The organism is Herminiimonas sp. GW821-FHT09C12 (genome assembly GCF_059416385.1).
On sequence record NZ_JBWKPC010000002.1, the window covers coordinates 1,410,043 to 1,427,915 of the forward strand.

14 protein-coding genes and 1 other RNA gene are annotated in these 17,873 nt (G+C 53.0%); 3 read left to right on the forward strand and 12 right to left on the reverse strand.

Annotation, left to right across the window (positions count from 1 at the left end):
* Positions 1–52: 52 nt before the first annotated feature.
* The 3 genes from recR to AC07N2_RS16455 are packed head-to-tail and all read right to left on the reverse strand — an operon-like array spanning position 53 to position 3,078.
* Positions 53–649 (reverse strand): recombination mediator RecR, encoded by a 597-nt coding sequence (gene recR / locus AC07N2_RS16445; RefSeq protein ID WP_494779206.1) that lies wholly within the window; start codon positions 647–649, stop codon positions 53–55.
* Between the two features lie 37 nt (positions 650–686).
* Positions 687–1,013 carry a YbaB/EbfC family nucleoid-associated protein gene (locus AC07N2_RS16450; RefSeq protein ID WP_076593802.1) on the reverse strand — a complete coding sequence of 109 codons (327 nt, stop codon included), beginning with the start codon at positions 1,011–1,013 and terminating at the stop codon, positions 687–689.
* A 52-nt stretch (positions 1,014–1,065) separates the two neighbouring features.
* Positions 1,066–3,078 carry a DNA polymerase III subunit gamma/tau gene (locus tag AC07N2_RS16455; protein ID WP_494779207.1) on the reverse strand — a complete coding sequence of 671 codons (2,013 nt, stop codon included), beginning with the start codon at positions 3,076–3,078 and terminating at the stop codon, positions 1,066–1,068.
* Between the two features lie 234 nt (positions 3,079–3,312).
* Here AC07N2_RS16455 and AC07N2_RS16460 point away from each other — a divergent pair, with 234 nt between their 5' ends.
* Positions 3,313–4,968: an isovaleryl-CoA dehydrogenase gene (locus AC07N2_RS16460; RefSeq protein WP_494779208.1), complete on the forward strand. Its 1,656-nt coding sequence runs from the start codon at positions 3,313–3,315 to the stop codon at positions 4,966–4,968.
* Positions 4,969–4,970: 2 nt separating this feature from the next.
* Here AC07N2_RS16460 and AC07N2_RS16465 read toward each other — a convergent pair whose 3' ends face one another.
* Positions 4,971–8,060: an efflux RND transporter permease subunit gene (locus AC07N2_RS16465; RefSeq protein ID WP_494779209.1), complete on the reverse strand. Its 3,090-nt coding sequence runs from the start codon at positions 8,058–8,060 to the stop codon at positions 4,971–4,973.
* Positions 8,061–8,146: 86 nt separating this feature from the next.
* Positions 8,147–9,280, reverse strand: coding sequence for an efflux RND transporter periplasmic adaptor subunit (locus AC07N2_RS16470; protein WP_494779210.1), 1,134 nt, complete (start codon positions 9,278–9,280; stop codon positions 8,147–8,149).
* Positions 9,281–9,418: 138 nt separating this feature from the next.
* On the opposite strand from AC07N2_RS16470, the gene AC07N2_RS16475 reads away from it, so the two are divergent.
* Positions 9,419–9,874, forward strand: coding sequence for a MarR family winged helix-turn-helix transcriptional regulator (locus AC07N2_RS16475; protein WP_494779211.1), 456 nt, complete (start codon positions 9,419–9,421; stop codon positions 9,872–9,874).
* Between the two features lie 80 nt (positions 9,875–9,954).
* Here the strand turns inward: AC07N2_RS16475 and ffs are convergent.
* Positions 9,955–10,053: signal recognition particle sRNA small type (ffs, locus tag AC07N2_RS16480), an RNA gene on the reverse strand.
* A gap of 175 nt (positions 10,054–10,228) precedes the next feature.
* Positions 10,229–11,713, reverse strand: a complete 1,485-nt coding sequence (gene ubiD / locus AC07N2_RS16485) for a 4-hydroxy-3-polyprenylbenzoate decarboxylase (protein ID WP_494779212.1) — start codon at positions 11,711–11,713, stop codon at positions 10,229–10,231.
* A 484-nt stretch (positions 11,714–12,197) separates the two neighbouring features.
* Between ubiD and AC07N2_RS16490 the strand changes: the two genes are divergently transcribed.
* Entirely contained in the window at positions 12,198–13,112 is a 915-nt protein-coding gene (locus AC07N2_RS16490) for a transglycosylase SLT domain-containing protein (RefSeq protein ID WP_494779213.1), read from the forward strand.
* A gap of 43 nt (positions 13,113–13,155) precedes the next feature.
* On the opposite strand, the gene AC07N2_RS16495 is transcribed toward AC07N2_RS16490, so the two are convergent.
* The 5 genes from AC07N2_RS16495 to AC07N2_RS16515 form a co-directional block, all read right to left on the reverse strand.
* Positions 13,156–14,352, reverse strand: coding sequence for a pyridoxal phosphate-dependent aminotransferase (locus AC07N2_RS16495; protein WP_494779214.1), 1,197 nt, complete (start codon positions 14,350–14,352; stop codon positions 13,156–13,158).
* Between the two features lie 111 nt (positions 14,353–14,463).
* Entirely contained in the window at positions 14,464–14,934 is a 471-nt protein-coding gene (nusB, locus tag AC07N2_RS16500) for a transcription antitermination factor NusB (RefSeq protein WP_076593794.1), read from the reverse strand.
* 94 nt (positions 14,935–15,028) lie between these two features.
* Positions 15,029–15,517 carry a 6,7-dimethyl-8-ribityllumazine synthase gene (gene ribH / locus AC07N2_RS16505; RefSeq protein WP_076593793.1) on the reverse strand — a complete coding sequence of 163 codons (489 nt, stop codon included), beginning with the start codon at positions 15,515–15,517 and terminating at the stop codon, positions 15,029–15,031.
* A gap of 131 nt (positions 15,518–15,648) precedes the next feature.
* Complete coding sequence (gene ribBA, locus AC07N2_RS16510) at positions 15,649–16,761, reverse strand: bifunctional 3,4-dihydroxy-2-butanone-4-phosphate synthase/GTP cyclohydrolase II (protein ID WP_494779215.1); 1,113 nt, start codon at positions 16,759–16,761, stop codon at positions 15,649–15,651.
* A 112-nt stretch (positions 16,762–16,873) separates the two neighbouring features.
* Entirely contained in the window at positions 16,874–17,788 is a 915-nt protein-coding gene (locus tag AC07N2_RS16515; protein ID WP_494779216.1) for a LysR family transcriptional regulator, read from the reverse strand.
* Between the last annotated feature and the right edge of the window lie 85 nt (positions 17,789–17,873).

The following is a 17,873-nucleotide window of genomic DNA, read 5'->3' on the forward strand; positions in this document are numbered from 1 at the left end:
TACCGTTTGCAAGCTATGCTATCGACGCCTCATGACGACGATATTACAGGTATTACGTAGTACGTCTATCCAGCATCGCACGTGCGATCGTGCCTGCATCTACATATTCCAGCTCGCCGCCAACAGGAACGCCACGCGCCAGACGGCTGACTTTCAAGCCGCGCGCTTTCAGCGTCTCGCTGATGTAGTGCGCAGTTGCCTCACCTTCATTGGTGAAATTGGTCGCCAGCACGACTTCCTGCACGATACCGTCAGTGGCACGGCCGATCAATTTTTCCAGATGAATATCTTTGGGACCTATCCCATCGAGCGGCGATAAACGTCCCATCAACACGAAGTACAAACCCTTGAAGGTCAACGTCTGTTCGATCATCAATTGATCGCCCGGCGTTTCCACCACGCACAACAATGCTGGATTGCGCTCTGCATCAAGACAGGTTTCGCATACAGCATGTTCGGTGAAGGTATTGCACATCGCACAGTGCTGTACCTTGTCCACCGCTTGTGACAAGGCACGACCGAGCATGGCAGCACCATCTCTGTCGTGCTGCATCAAGTGATACGCCATGCGTTGCGCAGACTTCGGGCCTACACCCGGCAGGCGGCGCAATGCTTCGGTCAAAAAATCGAGACTGGATGGCGTTTTCAAAAAGCGGTTTCTTTCAACAGGCTACGAAAAGTAAATCTTAGAAAGGCATTTTGAAGCCAGGAGGCAAAGGCATGCCAGCAGTTGCGCCAGACATTTTCTCTTGCGATGTTGCTTCTGCCTTGCGCACTGCATCGTTGAATGCAGCAGCAACCAAATCTTCCAGCATGTCTTTGTCATCGGCCAGCAAAGATGGATCGATGGACACACGCTTCACATCGTTCTTGCACGACATGACAATCTTGACCAAGCCGGCGCCAGATTGGCCTTCAACTTCAATCAATGCCAACTGCTCTTGCATCTTTTTCATGTTGTCTTGCATTGCTTGCGCCTGCTTCATCAGGCCAGCCAATTGGTTTTTCATCATGATGTTGCTCCTTTAAATAATTCGGATTGAAGAAATGGATAGTTCTGCGTGATCAAACCGGCTTGACCGATCCCGGCACGATGGTCGCACCAAATTCACGCATCAGTTTTTGTACGAAGGGATCTTCCTGCATCGATTGTTCTGCATCACGTTGCCGCTCGGCACGATCTGCCATCGCAGCTGCACTGGCGGTGTGTTCTACTGCACCTATCGTGGTTTGCACGCGTATGGTTTGTCCAAAATGTTCGGACAATACAGTCGTCAATTTTTCTGCACTGCCATTCGCCAGCAAGACATCTACTGCCACCAGCAAGTCGAAGGTAATCTGGGCGCTCTCCGGAGTTGGCCCGCATTTGAGCAATTCGCTCTGCAAGGCCAACTGTTGCGCGACGCCACGCACCGGCAAGATGGCAGCCAACGCAGGCCAGTTGCCATCCCATTTCAGGCTCTCTACCGGATGTAATGCGAACGGACGTGCAACACGCGGTGCTTCCACAGCAGGTGCTGGTATTACTACGGGTTCTGCTACTGCTGCAGATTCCGGTTCAGTTTTTTTTTGAGCCACAGGGCTGGAAAACTCTTCAACTCCATTGCTGCCGGCAAACGGCGGCTCATCATCCCACGGCGGTGCCGGTGCCATATCGATGGACGGCGATCTGTCTACCACTGCAGCTACCGGAGCAGCTGGAGTGGCAGGAACTGGAGGCGTAACTGGTCGTACTGCAGGTGCAGATGGTACTGCACCTTTGACGCCAGCACGCGCTGCTTCCAGCGCAGCGCGCGCCGGGCTCATCGCGCCTGTCGGACGTGCAACCGGTGCACTGATGCTGGCTGCTTGCGGTGCTGCACTCAGGCGTGCTGCCGGCGCGGCAGCAGTTGGTGCAGTTGGTGCAGGCGCTGCTGGTGCTGCAACCGGACGTGCTGCAGGAGCGGCAGCGACGGCAGGTTTGGCTTCGGCCGGGCCAAAGCCGGGACGGAAAGCCAGCATACGCAACAAGGTCATCGAGAAGCCGGCATATTCATCCGGTGCCAAGCCCAACTCGTTACGGCCATGTACGGCAATTTGGTAAAACAGTTGTATTTCTTCCGCATCGAACAACGCAGCCAGTCGCAGCACGTCATCATATTCCGGCAGATCGTCAGGTACTGCAGCCGGCACCGTCTTGGCCAAGGCTATGCGATGCAACAAGGAACCCAGATCCTGCAAGGCTGCGTTATATGACAAGCTGCGTGTTGCCATCTCATCGGCAACTGCCAGCAAGCCCGCGCCATCTTTCTCGGCCAATGCATCGAGCAAGCGTATCAGGAAGGATTGATCGAGCGCTCCCAACATGCCCTGCACTGCATCCAGCGTAACTTTACCGGCGGCGTAGGCAATCGCTTGATCGGTCAATGACAATGCATCGCGCATGGAACCGTGCGCACCTTGCGCCAGCAAACGCAAAGCTGGTGTTTCGAATTCGATATTTTCCTGCCCGAGGATATTGTCCAGATGCGAGACGATATGGCCGGGCGGCATTTGTTTCAGATTGAATTGCAGACAGCGTGACAACACCGTGACCGGGATTTTTTGCGGATCGGTTGTTGCCAGTATGAATTTGACGTGTTCCGGCGGCTCTTCCAGCGTTTTCAACATCGAATTGAACGCGTGGTTGGTGAGCATGTGCACCTCATCGATCATATAGACCTTGAAGCGCGCATTCGACGGGGCGTAGACCGCCTGCTCCAGCAACTGCGCCATTTCATCGACACCACGATTCGACGCGGCATCCATCTCTATATAGTCGACAAAGCGGCCGGCATCGATCGCTACGCATGCATCGCACACACCGCAAGGCGTTGACGTAATGCCACCATTGCCGTCCGGACCTATGCAATTGAAGGATTTAGCCAAAATCCGCGAGAGCGTGGTCTTGCCAACGCCGCGCGTGCCTGTGAACAGATAGGCATGATGCAGGCGTTGATTATCCAGCGCATGCGTCAAGGCTCGCACGACGTGCTCTTGCCCGACTAGTGTGTCGAAGCTTTTCGGACGATATTTACGGGCAAGAACTTGATATGACATAGGGCCGTTCGTGAATAAGGGCAAACCGCATTTTACCTGACACCGGCACCGGATTTACAGTGTTCATTCTTTCTCGCGGCAGAGCGAGGCTATCCGTCGAAAAATACCTGCCCAGACTAGTCATAAATGACCATTTATGACCTACACCATTAAAAATTGGCATCCGACAGCACCTGGTTATAGACTGAACCATCTTGCATCTGTATGCAGCGTCAGCAGGCAAAGGAGCTTTCCATGCAATGGCCTACCCATGAAGTCAGCAATCAAGCACCCGATCTGCACGATTACAACCTGTACACGAGTGATCAAGCCTTGGTCACTGGCGTACAACGCGAACAAGCGGCCTGGTATGAGCAGGATTTGATTCGCCTGGGCGCAGAACTAGGCACACAGGAAACATTGCAGCTCGGTCAACTTGCCAATCACCATTTACCAGAACTGCAAACTCACGATCGCTTCGGTAATCGCATAGACGTCGTCGAATTTCATCCCAGCTGGCATCAATTGCTCGCCATGCAACGTCGCGAGAATATGCACGCGATGCCGTGGTCGCAGCCGCGTGCTGGCGCGCACATCGCACGTACTGCTGCTTATTACTTGCAGGCACAAGTCGAATCCGGCTCCTTGTGCCCGATCACAATGACCTTTGCAGCCATTCCCTTGCTGCAAAAAGAAACCAAACTGTTTACCACATTGAAAGAAAAACTATTTTCTCGCGAACATGACACGCGTGACTTGCCACTGGAGCAAAAGAATTCCATGCTGATCGGCATGGGCATGACGGAAAAACAAGGTGGTTCAGATGTACGCAGCAACACGACCATCGCCCGTCCGCTGAATGGCAATGGACGCGGTGCAGAATACGCGTTGACCGGACACAAATGGTTTTTCTCCGCCCCCATGTGCGACGCGCATCTGGTACTGGCACGCACCGATGCGGGTCTGTCCTGCTTCTTCGTACCGCGCTGGCGTCCCGATGGCCGCAAGAATGCAATCTTGATACAACGACTGAAAGACAAACTGGGCAATCGCTCCAACTCCAGCAGCGAAGTGGAATTCCAGGATGCCTATGGCGTAATGGTCGGCGAAGAGGGCCGCGGCATACCCACCATTATAGAAATGGCCAATCACACGCGGCTTGATTGCGTGATCGGTAGCGCCGGCTTGATGCGCAATGCCTTGGTACAAGCGATACATCATGCACGACACCGCAGCGCATTCGGCCTGCCTTTGGCAGAACAGCCTTTGATGCAAAACGTCTTGTCTGATCTAGCACTGGAAAGCGAAGCCGCAACCTTGTTGATGCTGCGTCTGGCACGCGCAGTTGAATCGCCGGACGACCTTCTGGAGCGCGCATGGCGTCGCATCGTCACACCTGCTGCAAAATTCTGGATTTGCAAACGCGCGCTGGAATTTACCGGTGAATGCATGGAAGTCTGGGGCGGCAACGGCTACGTCGAAAACGCGCCTATGGCGCGCATGTACCGCGAAGCGCCAGTCAATTCGATTTGGGAAGGTTCCGGCAATGTGATGTGTCTGGATGTGTTGCGTGCGATTGCCAAAGAACCAGAGAACTTCAATCTGCTACTGGAATCTCTACTCGATACAGCTGTTGAGCATGCCGGTTTGCGTGAACGGATAGCGGAACTGCGCAGCGATTTAAAAGCGTCACCATCACAGCAAGAGATGCTGGCACGCCGTTTTGCACAACGCTTGGTGCTGACGACACAAGCTTGCCTGATGTTGCAAACTGCACCGCCTGCGATTGCCGAAGCATTTATCGACAGCAGACTGGATGCTGAGTGTGGCCGCGTATTTGGTACACTCAGCGATGCACTTGCGCCATCGGTGTTGCAACAGGAAATTCTTGCGCGTGCCTGGCCAGTCTGATTTTAGCGACTGGCTAGTTCCTGTTCCGGCGTAATTTGCAAAGGACCGTCACCGCTGAATTTATCGAAGAACAGATAAATCACAGGCGTGATAAACAGTGTGATCACTTGCGACACCATCAAACCACCAACCACAGCGAGACCCAACGGTTGTCGCAATTCAGCGCCAGCACCCAAACCCAATGCAATCGGCAATGCACCCACTGCCGCTGCCATCGTCGTCATCATGATAGGACGGAAGCGCAGGATACACGCCGAGCGTATCGCTTCCGCTGGTGTCATACCTTGATTGCGTTGCGCTTCCAACGCGAAGTCAATCATCATGATCGCGTTCTTCTTAACCAAGCCGACCAGTAGCAGAATACCGATGGTCGCAATCATCGTCAGTTCAAAACCAAAGATACGCAGCGTCAGCAAGGCACCGACTGCCGCAGACGGCAAACCAGCCAGAATTGTGATCGGATGGATGTAACTTTCATACAGCACACCGAGCAGAATATATATCACGACAATCGCCAGTAGCAGCAAAGCGACCTGGCTGCCTTGCGACGACTGGAAGACCGCCGCATCACCGGCATATGAAGTAATGATGCTCGATGGCAGTTCAATCTGACTTCTGATCTGGTCGATTTTGCCGGTGGCTTCACCGAGCGGCACGCCGGGAGCCAGATTGAAGGAAATGGTAACCGCCTGCAATTGTCCCTGATGGTTGACTGAAATCGGACCAGCGGTACGCTCTACTGTTGCCAGACTGAGCAAAGGCACCAACACACCGGTCTTGCTGCGCAGATAAATTTTGTTCAGATCAGCTTCGTCTTGCTGCCCAACATTCATGTCTTGCATGATGACGAAGTAACTGTTGTTGCTGGTGTATATCGTCGATATCTGGCGGTCTCCATACGCGCTGTATAAAGCGGTACGTATATCCTGAATGGTTACGCCGGCTTCATTTGCGCGATCGCGATTGATATTCACCACCGCTTGCAAACCCTTGAGCTGAGAATCGCTGGTGACGTCGATAAAAGCACGATCAGCACGCATGCGTGCCTGCATTTTCTCCGCCCAGTCATTCAACTCATCAGCACGCACGCTTTGCAATACATATTGATACTGACTCTTGCTGCTACGGCCGCCGAGGCGCAAGTTTTGCACCGGCGTCATATACACAGACAAGCCAGGAATGCCACTCACCTTGCGCCGCAAATCACGCAAGACCTTGTCCATGGATTCACGCTCGCTGCGCGGCTTGAGGCCGATAAACATATTGCCGACATTGCTGTCGCGCGTACGCGAAGTCGTGGTCGCCACATTCGGATCGTTTTGCACTATCTCTGCCGCTGCCGACACCAGCTTCACCATGGTCGGATAGGACGCATCTTCCGGCCCTTCTATCGTGACGCTGATCTGACCGATATCTTCAGTCGGGAAGAAGCCTTTCGGTATCGTGATGAAGAGCACTGCAGTCAAGAGGAATGTGCCAACTGCGACCATCAAGATGATCTTGCGATGTGCGAGCGACCAGTCCAGACCATTCGTATAAGCCTGCAAAACACGATTAAAGAGTTTTTCAAACGAGCGGCTCAGCCAGTTTTCCTGTTCATGCTCGGCCTGCGTCTCATGCTTGAGGAAGCGGCTGCACAACATAGGTACCAATGTCAGCGACATCACAGCCGATACCATCACCGCCAATGACACCACGGCAGCGAATTCATAGAACAGCAAACCGATCACGCCCGGCATGAAAAAGATAGGAATGAAAACCGCGACCAGCGAAATTGAAATCGAAATAATCGTAAAGCTGACTTCGCGCGAACCCTTGAGCGCCGCAGCCAGTGGTTCCATGCCGTCTTCGATATGCCGCACAATATTCTCCAGCATGACGATCGCATCATCGACCACCAAACCCACTGCAATCGTAATGCCGAGCAGCGAAATATTATCGAGGCTGTAACCCAGCCAATACATCAAAGCGAAACAACCGATCAATGAAATCGGCAACGACAACACCGGAATCACGGTCGCTGACAAACGTTTGAGGAAAAGGAAAATCACCAACACCACCAAGGCGATGGTCAGCAGCAAAGTGAGCTTCACATCGTGGATCGCTTCGCGTATGGAAACGGAACGATCATTCAGAACCTGCACATTGATGGAGGCCGGCATTTGATTCTTGAACTGCGGCAAAGTCTTCTTCACCGCATCGACCACCGCCACCGTATTTGCATTCGGCTGACGCTGTACAGCCAGCACGATAGACGGTTCGCCATTCACCCAGCTGCCGCTCTTGGTCGACTCGACACTGTCTTCTACTACCGCCACATCCTTCAGGCGCGTGGTCTGGCCGTTACGACTGCTGATAACCAGATTGCTGAATGCTTCTGCATTACGCAATTGCTTGTTGGCTTGCAGTGTCAAAGTCTGGCGCGTACCATCCAGCACGCCGACTGGCGAGTTCGCATTCGATGCGCGCAAGGACAATGCAACTTCATCCAGCGTCATATTGCGCGCCGCCAATTCATCCGGCTTGATCTTGACGCGTACCGCATAGCGACGCTGACCATAGACTTGTACTTGTGCCACGCCATTGATGGTCGACAGCGAAGGCGAAATCAGATTTTCCGCATAGTCATTCAACTCCGACAAGGACAGCGAAGGCGACGTCAGCGCCAGCAACAAGATCGCGGCATCAGCCGGATTGACCTTGCGGTAAGCCGGCAAGGCCGTCATCTCGATCGGCAGACTGCGTTGCGCACGCAAGAGCGCAGCTTGTACGTCGACCGCTGCAGCATCGATGTCACGGTTCTGGTCAAACTCCAGCGTGATCGAAGTATTGCCCAGCGTACTACTGGAACTGATGGTCGAGAGACCGGCAATGGTCGAGAATTGTTTTTCCAGCGTGGTAGCGACCGAAGCCGCCATCACTTCAGGGCTGGCCCCGGGCAAGGTACCGGTGACATTAATGACTGGTGTGTCGTAACTAGGGAGTGCCGCAATCGGCAATTTGAAATAACAAAAAGCGCCGAGCACGACCACTGCGATCGAGAGCAACACAGTCATGACTGGCCGGCGTATGCAAAGTTCGGAAATATTCACTATGTATTTTGCCCAGGCAAGGTCATGGGAAGAATGTGTTGCACTATGTGCTTAATAAAATGCCTGACCATAGGTCAGGCATGAATTCAAGTTGGTGCTACTGGCGTCGGCAGCACTTCTTTCTTTACTTCGCGGATTTTGGTGCCGGGTCTGAGGTTCTTGGTCCCCTCCACCACCACGCGACTACCGGCTTTCACGCCGGAGACTGCAGCCTGACCATCTTCTATCGCCAGCACACTTATCTTTTGTTCCTGCACGGTGTCATCCGGCTGCACCACATACACCAATTTATCTACCGGCCCGGTCACCACTGCCTGCGCCGGCACCAACACCGCGTCCGGTACTTCGCGCGACACCAGACTCACATTGATATAAGCGCCTGGCCACAGCTTCTGGTCGGCATTCGCAAATTCTGCCTTCATGCGTATGGTGCCGCTTTGTGTATCGGCCAGGTTATCTATAAAGGTCAACTTACCGGTCAAGACTTCCTGCCCCGGCAATTGCGCACGTACTGGCGCATTACCCTGCGGATAAGTGGCGCGGATATTCATCAGCTCGCGCTCCGGCAAAGTAAAACTGATCATGATCGGATCGATCTGCACGATGGTAACCATCACGGTACCTGTCGGTTGCGCCAAGCTACCTGGATGCACATTGATGACGCCGATACGACCAGAAATACCCGCTTTGATCTGATTGTCACTCAAGGCCACCGCACTCGACTGGATTGCAGCCTGATTCGCCCGCGTCGTATTGCGCAACGCTTCGACCTTGTTGCGCGCACTATCCACCACCGCCTGCGAAACGAAATTCTTCGCCAGCAAATCCTGATTGCGTTTCAAAATCTGCTCAGCATCGGCCAGCTCAGCCTGCCCCGCCGCCAGTTGCGCCGAGGTCCTGGCCACATTGGATTGGTCACTGCGTTCATCCAGCGTAAACAAGAGTTGTCCGGCTTTGACGAACTGGCCTTCCTTGACATGGATGGTACGAACGATATTTTGTACCTTCGGGCGTACATCGACGGTACTGACCGCAGTCACGTAACCATTCGCAGTCACCGTAATCGGTATCGTCTTTTGCGTGGCGATCACGGTTTTCACCGATTGCGTGCCATCACCGGACTTGCCTTTTTCCGCTTTACTGCCCAATCCCAGATAGGCAGCGCCTGCTACCACCACGATGCCAACACCTATCCACAGATATTTTTTTCTTGCTTGCATAGAGACTGCTTATCCTGAGCCAGCCGTTTCCGGCGGCAAGTTAAAAGTAAATGCGAAAAGTGCATGCGGGAGTTTAACGTTACCAAGCATCAATTCGTTAGCTATACTAACCAGTAAGCTTAACATGCCGCCCCACAAATGAATCCCGACCAGCCTTACGATTTATCCGATTATCAGCTCGAATTGGGACAGACCATAGGCGACATCTCGCGCGCGTGGCGCTACCAGATGAATAAACGGTTGAAGCCATTCGGCCTGAATCTATCGACCCGGCAGGTTCTTCTCCAATTACAAAGGCATCCAGCCGGCCTGATCCAACGCGAACTGGCACGCAAACTCGGGATTGAAAGCCCTACCCTGGTACGTCTGCTTGATTTGCTGGAACAGAAGGAATGGATACAGCGCATCACCTCGGCAAGCGATAAGCGACACAAATACGCCGTATTGACACCCAAAGCCAACGAGCAACTTCAGATTATAGAAAAGTTATCGAAGCAATTGCGTGCGGAGATGATGCAGGGATTGTCGATTGAGGATATTAAAAGCAGTACGCAAGTGATGCGTCAGATGAAAAGCAATCTGCAGGCTGATTAAGCGCAGTCTTGGAATAAGGTGGATTGCAGTGCCGGTGGGGAAATACTTAACAACAGATGCTGTTATATATAGAGACAGAAAGAGGCGAGCCTTGTCTACGGCACTTGCAGGAAATGGCTGTGGCTGCTTCGTTCCCGACCTGACCAGGTTGGCCATGCCACAATGCGCAGGGGCCCGCCGACACGAATTTTAACAGCAAAGGCGATGCCTGTCCTCTGAGAATGCATGGATTTATAAATTTTCCATGCGGCACACAGAACAAGATCAGCACGACAACTCAAAAAATAATGGCACTTCCATATCTATATAGAAGCGCCATTTTTCACTGCCCAACGCAAGCTGCAATCTTTGCTGTCAGATACCCAACTCTTGCCAGATTTGATCGACGCGTTTCTTCACGTCATCGCTCATCGTAATCGTGCGACCCCATTCGCGGTCGGTTTCGCCTGGCCACTTGTTCGTCGCATCGATGCCCATCTTGCTTCCCAAACCACTGACCGGTGAGGCGAAGTCCAGATAATCAATAGGCGTGTTATCGACCAGCGTCGTATCCCTTGTTGGATCGACACGGGTGGTAATCGCCCAGATCACTTCCTTCCAGTCGCGAATATTGACGTCTTCATCCACCACCACAATGAACTTGGTATACATAAACTGACGCAAAAAGCTCCAGACACCAAACATCACACGCTTGGCATGGCCCGGATACGCCTTCTTCATTTGCACTACTGCCATCCGGTAGCTGCAACCTTCTGGCGGCAAATAGAAATCGAGGATTTCGGAAAACTGCTTTTGCAGCAAAGGAATGAAGACTTCATTCAAGGCCACACCCAAGACCGCCGGCTCATCCGGTGGTTTGCCTGTATACGTAGAGTGATAAATAGGGTCGCGTCGCATCGTGATGCGATCTATCGTGAAGACAGGGAAGGAATCCTGCTCATTGTAGTAACCGGTATGGTCGCCATAAGGACCTTCCAGCGCATGTTCGTAACCGGACGGATGGGACTCATCTGGATAGATATGCCCTTCCAGTACGATCTCGGCCGAAGCCGGAACCCGCAACTCACTACCCAGCGCCTTGACCAACTCAGTCCGACTGCCGCGCAGCAAGCCGGCGAACTGGTATTCGGACAAGCTATCCGGCACCGGCGTCACTGCTCCTAATATAGTAGCGGGGTCGGCACCGAGAGCGACCGCGATCGGATATGGCTTGCCCTTGTTAACAATACTGTGCTCACGAAAGTCCAGCGCCCCGCCGCGTTGTGCCAGCCAACGCATGATGACTTTATTGCGGCCAATAACTTGCTGTCTATATATACCCAGATTCTGCCGCTTCTTGTGCGGACCCTTGGTAATGACCAAACCCCATGTAATAAGAGGTGCAATATCGCCCGGCCAGCAATGTTGAATCGGCAGGCGCGCCAGATCTACGTCATTGCCTTCCCACACGATATCGTGGCAAGGTGCACCGCGCAGTTCTTTAGGCGCCATGTCCCACAGAGACTTCACCAGCGAACCCAAGCCCAACATATCCTTGAAACCCTTAGGCGGTTCCGGCTCCTTCAGCATCGCCAATACATGGCCGATCTTGCGCAACTCACTAACGTCCGTGGCGCCCATACCAAGCGCAACACGATGCGGTGTTCCAAAGAGATTACCGAGCACAGGGATGTTGTGCCCCGTCGGTTTCTCGAACAACAGCGCAGGTCCTTCTGCACGCAAAGTGCGATCACAGATCTCCGTCATCTCTAAAAAAGGCGAAACCGGCACGTTTATGCGCTTAAGTTCGCCCATTTGTTGCAATTGAGAAATGAAGTCGCGTAAATCAGAATATTTCATATTTTTTTCGTCTTTTTGCACATTGGACTTGATTATTCAAAGAAAACACCCAAGTACTTGATTCTGTTGGCTTTTACTTGTTCAGAGGCAAAAACGTTATACTTATAAGTTATAGAAATCTATTTTTATAGTATTGACTTGATATAAACCGCCTCCTACAATCCGCACAACTTGAAGAGCAGGCCCCGTATTGGAACACCAAACCGGGCAGAAAAGAAACACTCTTCATTTCACGGGATCGGGGTCCCACATGACATTTTAGGAGTGTTTTCAAAAGGCCACGCGCCTTCTCCCCGAAAAAGTTGTTTGCCAAGGGCACCGCTGCATAGTGCGCGACCCTGAAAGTAATCAACTCCGACGTTTGCCGTACGCCAAGCGACTGCAAACGATTTCTCTGATTCACGGCATGTGCAGGGTTCTACAGAATAATTTTTTTGTTTTGTAGTGGAGCCTTCTATCTGCCGCGTCAATCCTGGAGTTTTTAATGTTAAATCGAATCAACACGGCGATGCGTAAAGCCGCCAAGCAATCAGCACGACAGGTGATCGCGCATTCGAACGCAATGCGCACCACCAACAATAAAGTCATCACTACCGCACGCCACGCATTGATGGCACTGGGCCTGACAGCAATCGCAACACTGGCCTTGATGTTCTTCAAACCGGAAGTCGCGGAAAAAATCCAGGCCATCTCGCCATTCTCGGACGCCGTAGCTGCGACGCCATCGGATGAAGACATGCCGCCTATGGCCAACTTGATGGACGATCCTGCCTCGGCAGCCGTCGAATCGGATATACCAGTCGCCAATACCGCGATGCTGGGCACTGACGTTCAGCAGCAACGTGTGACGCAATGGATCTCCAAGCGCTACCGCGTGGCTAATGATGCAACCAATATGCTGGTATCTGCCGCGTATTTGACCGCCAAGGAAATCAACCTCGATCCGCTGCTGATCCTGGCTGTGATGGCAATCGAATCGCGCTTTAACCCGTTTGCGGAAAGCCCGGTCGGCGCACAAGGCTTGATGCAAGTCATGTCTAAAGTGCACCACGACAAGTTTGCTGAAATGGGCGGCACACAAGCTGCCTTGAATCCGGTTGCCAACATCCGTGTCGGCTCCCTGATCCTGAAAGAGTACGTCGCTCGCGGCGGCTCGGTTGAAGCAGGCTTGAAACGCTATGTAGGCGCAGCTGCCATGGATAACGACGCTGGTTACGGCGCCAAAGTCCTGGGCGAATACGACCGCCTGAAAGCTGTTGCTGCCGGCAAACGTGTATCGGCCTTTGCTACTATGGCAAGCCGCGCTACGCCAAAAGCTCAGCCAACAGTACCGCAAGAAAAATCTGCTGCATTGGAAGTTCGCAGCGGACAGGATGGCGAAAAATTCACTTCACTGTGAAGCAAACCACCCTCGTAAAAAAGGAGCCTTACGGCTCCTTTTTTTATGCCTGCGCCTTTAGCTTCGCGCGTCCGTCAAAGAACGTCCGCAACCTCGCCACCGCTTCCTGCAGGTTTTCCATCGATGTCGCATACGACACACGCACATATTGATGCGCAGTAGACGGGCCGAAATCCAGCCCAGGCACGATCACCACGCCCGCCTCATTCAATATATCTACCGTCATGCGATCCGCATCATCCGACAAGGCGCTGCAATCGGCGTAAACATAGAAAGCACCGTCCGGCATCACCGGCACCTTGAAGCCCAAGCCTTCCAGCGCCGGCACTATATAGTCACGCCGACGCTTGAACTCTGCCTTGCGCGCCTCATAAATCGCTAGCGCTTCCAGCTCGAAGCAAGCCAGTCCTGCATGCTGCGCCAGGCTGGACGCGCAAATGAACAGGTTTTGCGCCAGTTTTTCTATCGGTTGTACCAAAGCCTCTGGTACCACCAGCCAGCCGAGCCGCCAGCCCGTCATATTGAAATACTTGGAAAAGCTGTTGATCACAATCACGTCTTCACCCAAGGACAAGGCAGAAAACGGCACCGCATCGTAGCGCAAGCCGTTATAAATCTCGTCAACGATGGTGAAGCCCTGCTTCTCCCGTACGGTCGCAACGATCTTGCGCAATTCATCTTCAGTAATTGAAGTACCGGTAGGATTCGATGGCGATGCCAGCAAGACACCACGCGTCTGCTCACACCAGTTCTGCGCCACCATCTCGGCAGATAACTGAAAACGGTGCTCAGGACCGCTGGCAATCATTTTTGCCTGGCCATCAAAAGCCGCGACAAAATGACGATTGCACGGATAAGACGGATCGGACATCAGCACTTGCGCGCCTTTTTCCACCAAAGCAGCGCAGGCCAGCAACAAAGCTGCAGATGCCCCAGCCGTGACGATGATGCGCGATGGCGCAACTTCCACGCCGTAAACCGCACGGTAATGTTCAGCGATGGCAGCGCGCAATTCCGGCAAACCAGTCGCCGACGTATATTGCAGCTTGCCCTCGGCCATCGCGCGCGTCGCCGCCTCTATCACTGGCTGCGCTGCAGTAAAGTCCGGTTCGCCTATACCCATATGAATAATGTGGCGCCCTTGCCGCTCTAGGTCGGCAGCCATTTTCGCCAGCTCCATGACATGGAAAGGCGCGATGTTATCGAGACGGGAAGCGAGTTGTGTGAGATGCGAAGACAAGCGAATTCCTCAATGAAAACCGCCACCTGCATCCGTCTCAAGCTGGGCTTGATGAAACCGGAGATCAGGTGGCGGCAGGTCTTTCAGACTACGTAAGAACAGATTATCGAATCAGGATCTGCGTCCGGCATTGATTTCAACTTCACGTACGCCGATGGCAAATTTATCCAGCACGCCGTTTACATACTTGTGTCCGTCTATGCCGCCAAACGATTTGGTCAATTCGACCGCTTCGTTGATGACGACTTTGTATGGGATCTCGATGTGGTTCTTCAATTCAAAAGCGCCGATCAGCAAAGCCGCATGCTCGACTGGCGACAATTGCGAGATTTCGCGATCGATCAACGGTGCCAGGCCAGCGCGCAACTCGGTCACTTGCTTGACGGTGCCGTACAACAAAGCATCGAAGTGCTCTGCATCCGCCTTGTCGAAGCCGTGTGCTTGGCGGATATGCGTTTCAATCACGCGTACATCTTCATTATTCAGCAGCCATTGGTACAGGCCTTGCAAGGCAAATTCACGTGCGCGGTGGCGCGGCGTGCGATTTTTGCTCGGATTAGCGTGATCGGTTTTTTGGGTCATGGCTCACAAACAGCGCGCCTTCTATATATAGAAGCAAAACGCGCATAAAGGGTTAATAACAATACATACGCTGCAGTTACACAGCAGCTAAAAATTATTCCTGGTTATCAGCTGCGTCAGCCAAGTCTTCCAGCGCGATCGTCAGATTCGCCATCTCGACCGCTACGCGTGCTGCATCGGCGCCTTTTTCTTCCATGCGCGCTTCTGCCTGCTCATCGGTATCGGTGGTCAATACGGCATTGGCAATCGGCAAACCGAAATCGAGGCCCACGCGCGTGATGCCTGCGCCGGATTCGTTCGATACCAGTTCAAAGTGATAAGTCTCACCGCGGATGACGGCACCGATGGCGATCAACGCATCGAACTGCAACGTTTCTGCCATTTTGCGCAAGGCTAACGGGATTTCCAGCGCGCCAGGCACCGTGACATGCAAGACGTCTTCGTCTTCAACGCCCAGATGTTTCAACTCGGCCAGGCATGATGCCAGCAAGCCGTGACAAACATCTTGATTGAAACGTGCTTGCACAATACCTATGCGCAAACCTTGTCCTGCCAAATTCATATCGTAGGCGCCAACTGTCATGGTGTTCCCCTTCTTGCGCGACTGCGCTTTTAATTCAAATGATTCTTTTTGACTTTACTGCAACTACCAACAACATACTGAACTGATTACTCATTCAAATACGCGTCATTCAATAAAAACTGAGCGAACGCTCAATTCTCTGGTGTTGCCTGATAACCGGTTACTTCCAGATCAAAGCCTGCCATCGACGGCATCTTGCGCGGATTAGCGAGCAGCTTCATCTTGCCGACAGACAAATCCTTCAAGATCTGTGCGCCTATGCCGTAGGTACGCAAGTCCATGTGTGCCGCGCGTTGCTGCGGACGTACATCGGGATTAGCCAGCGCCTCAAATTGCGCAAACAACTCATCAGCGGATTCTTCGCAATTGAGCAAAACCATCACGCCGCGCTCGGCTTGCTTGATGGCAGCCATCGCCGAAGCCAGATTCCACGAATGCGTCGTTGCCTTGGTTTCCAGCCAATCCAGGATGGAAACCGGCTGATGCACACGCACCAAGGTTTCTTTATCTGTTGCAATATCGCCATGTACCAGCGCCAAGTGTGCACCGCCGCTAGGCGTGTCGCGATACAAAACAGTACGGAAGCTACCGTAGACCGTCTCCATCGTGCGCTCACCGACGCGATCAACGATGCATTCGTTCTGGCTGCGATAGTGAATCAGATCGGCAATCGTGCCTATCTTCAAATCATGTTCTTTTGCAAACTCGATCAAATCCGGCAGACGCGCCATCGTGCCGTCGTCTTTCATGATTTCGCAAATCACCGCAGCGGGCGTCAGGCCAGCCAATTCGGCAAAGTCGCAACCTGCTTCGGTATGACCGGCACGCATCAGCACGCCGCCCTTTTGCGCTTTCAACGGGAAGATATGACCCGGCTGCACGATATCGGCAGGTTTGGCATTTTTGGCAACGGCGACTTGAATAGTCTTGGCGCGGTCAGCGGCAGAAATACCCGTCGTCACGCCTTCAGCCGCTTCGATCGATACGGTGAAATTGGTACCGTAGGACGTGCCGTTACGTGTCGTCATCATCGTCAGCTCGAGCTGATCGCAACGCTCTTCCGTCAATGTCAGACACACCAGGCCGCGGCCGAATTTGGCCATGAAATTGATCGCTTCCGGCGTGACAAACTCGGCGGCAAGCACCAGGTCGCCTTCGTTTTCGCGGTCTTCTTCATCGACCAGAATCACCATGCGACCTGCACGCAATTCTGTAACGATTTCTTGGGTAGTTGAAATGGACATAGGTAATCTCGGAGTAGGCCGCTATTTTAAAGGATTTGACGCCCTTCAGACCGGCAAATTGTGTGATTAGCGGCAAACTAGCCCTACGTTTGCGCCGTTATGGCAAAAAGCCCTACCAGGGATCGCCCTGTTCGCCGATACGAGATTGAAAACGCTCACTGATGAAATTAACAAAGGCCGTGACCTTGGCAGAGAGATTAAGGCGCTCCGGATAAACCGCGTAGATATCCGATGGCGGCAGCAACCAATCATCCAGCACTTCGACCAGACGCCCGGATCGCAGATAAGCTGCCACATCCCATTGCGAACGCATCAGGATGCCATGACCGGCCAGCGCCCAGGCCAAGGTCGTTTCACCATCATTGCTGCTGACAACACCGCGCACTTTGACTGTTTCCTGCCGTTTGCCGCGGTGCAGATGCCAAGTGCCGTAGGCGGCATCGTTCTCCCGCAAGACTATGCATTGATGCTTTTGCAAATCCTTGGGTGCGGCAGGGACTCCATTGCGCTTCAAATAAGAAGGCGCGGCACATAACATGCGTCGGTTGGAGGCAATCTTGCGCGCAATGATGCGGGCATCCGGCATCTCACCGATACGGATGCCGACATCGAAAGCTTGATCGGCCAGATTCAGAGGTCTGTCGGACAACTGCAGCTGGACTTCGATTTCAGGGTATTTCTCTATAAAGTCAGAAACCGCTGGCGCGATGTGCTTGCGGCCAAAGCCCAGCGTCGCATTGATGCGCAACAAACCCTTGGGCACCGCGCGGCTGCGGCTGACGGTCCGCTCCAATTCTTCTATCTCGGACAATATGCGCGCCCCTTCCGCCAGATAAATCTCGCCTTCATGCGTCACGCTCATAGTGCGCGTAGTGCGATTCAGTAGGCGTACGCCCAGCCTTTTCTCCAGATTGGCCAAGCGCTTGGTGACTGCTGGCGGTGTCACGCCCAGCTCTCTGGCCACAGCGGCAAGGCTGCCCTGCTTTACCAGGATAGAGAAAAATGCCAAATCGGAAAGATCATTCATTATTCAATTTAAAGAAATAATAGACTCAATAAAGATGAATTATATGCTCGTTTAACAGTTATACAATTCAGACCAAGATAGAAGT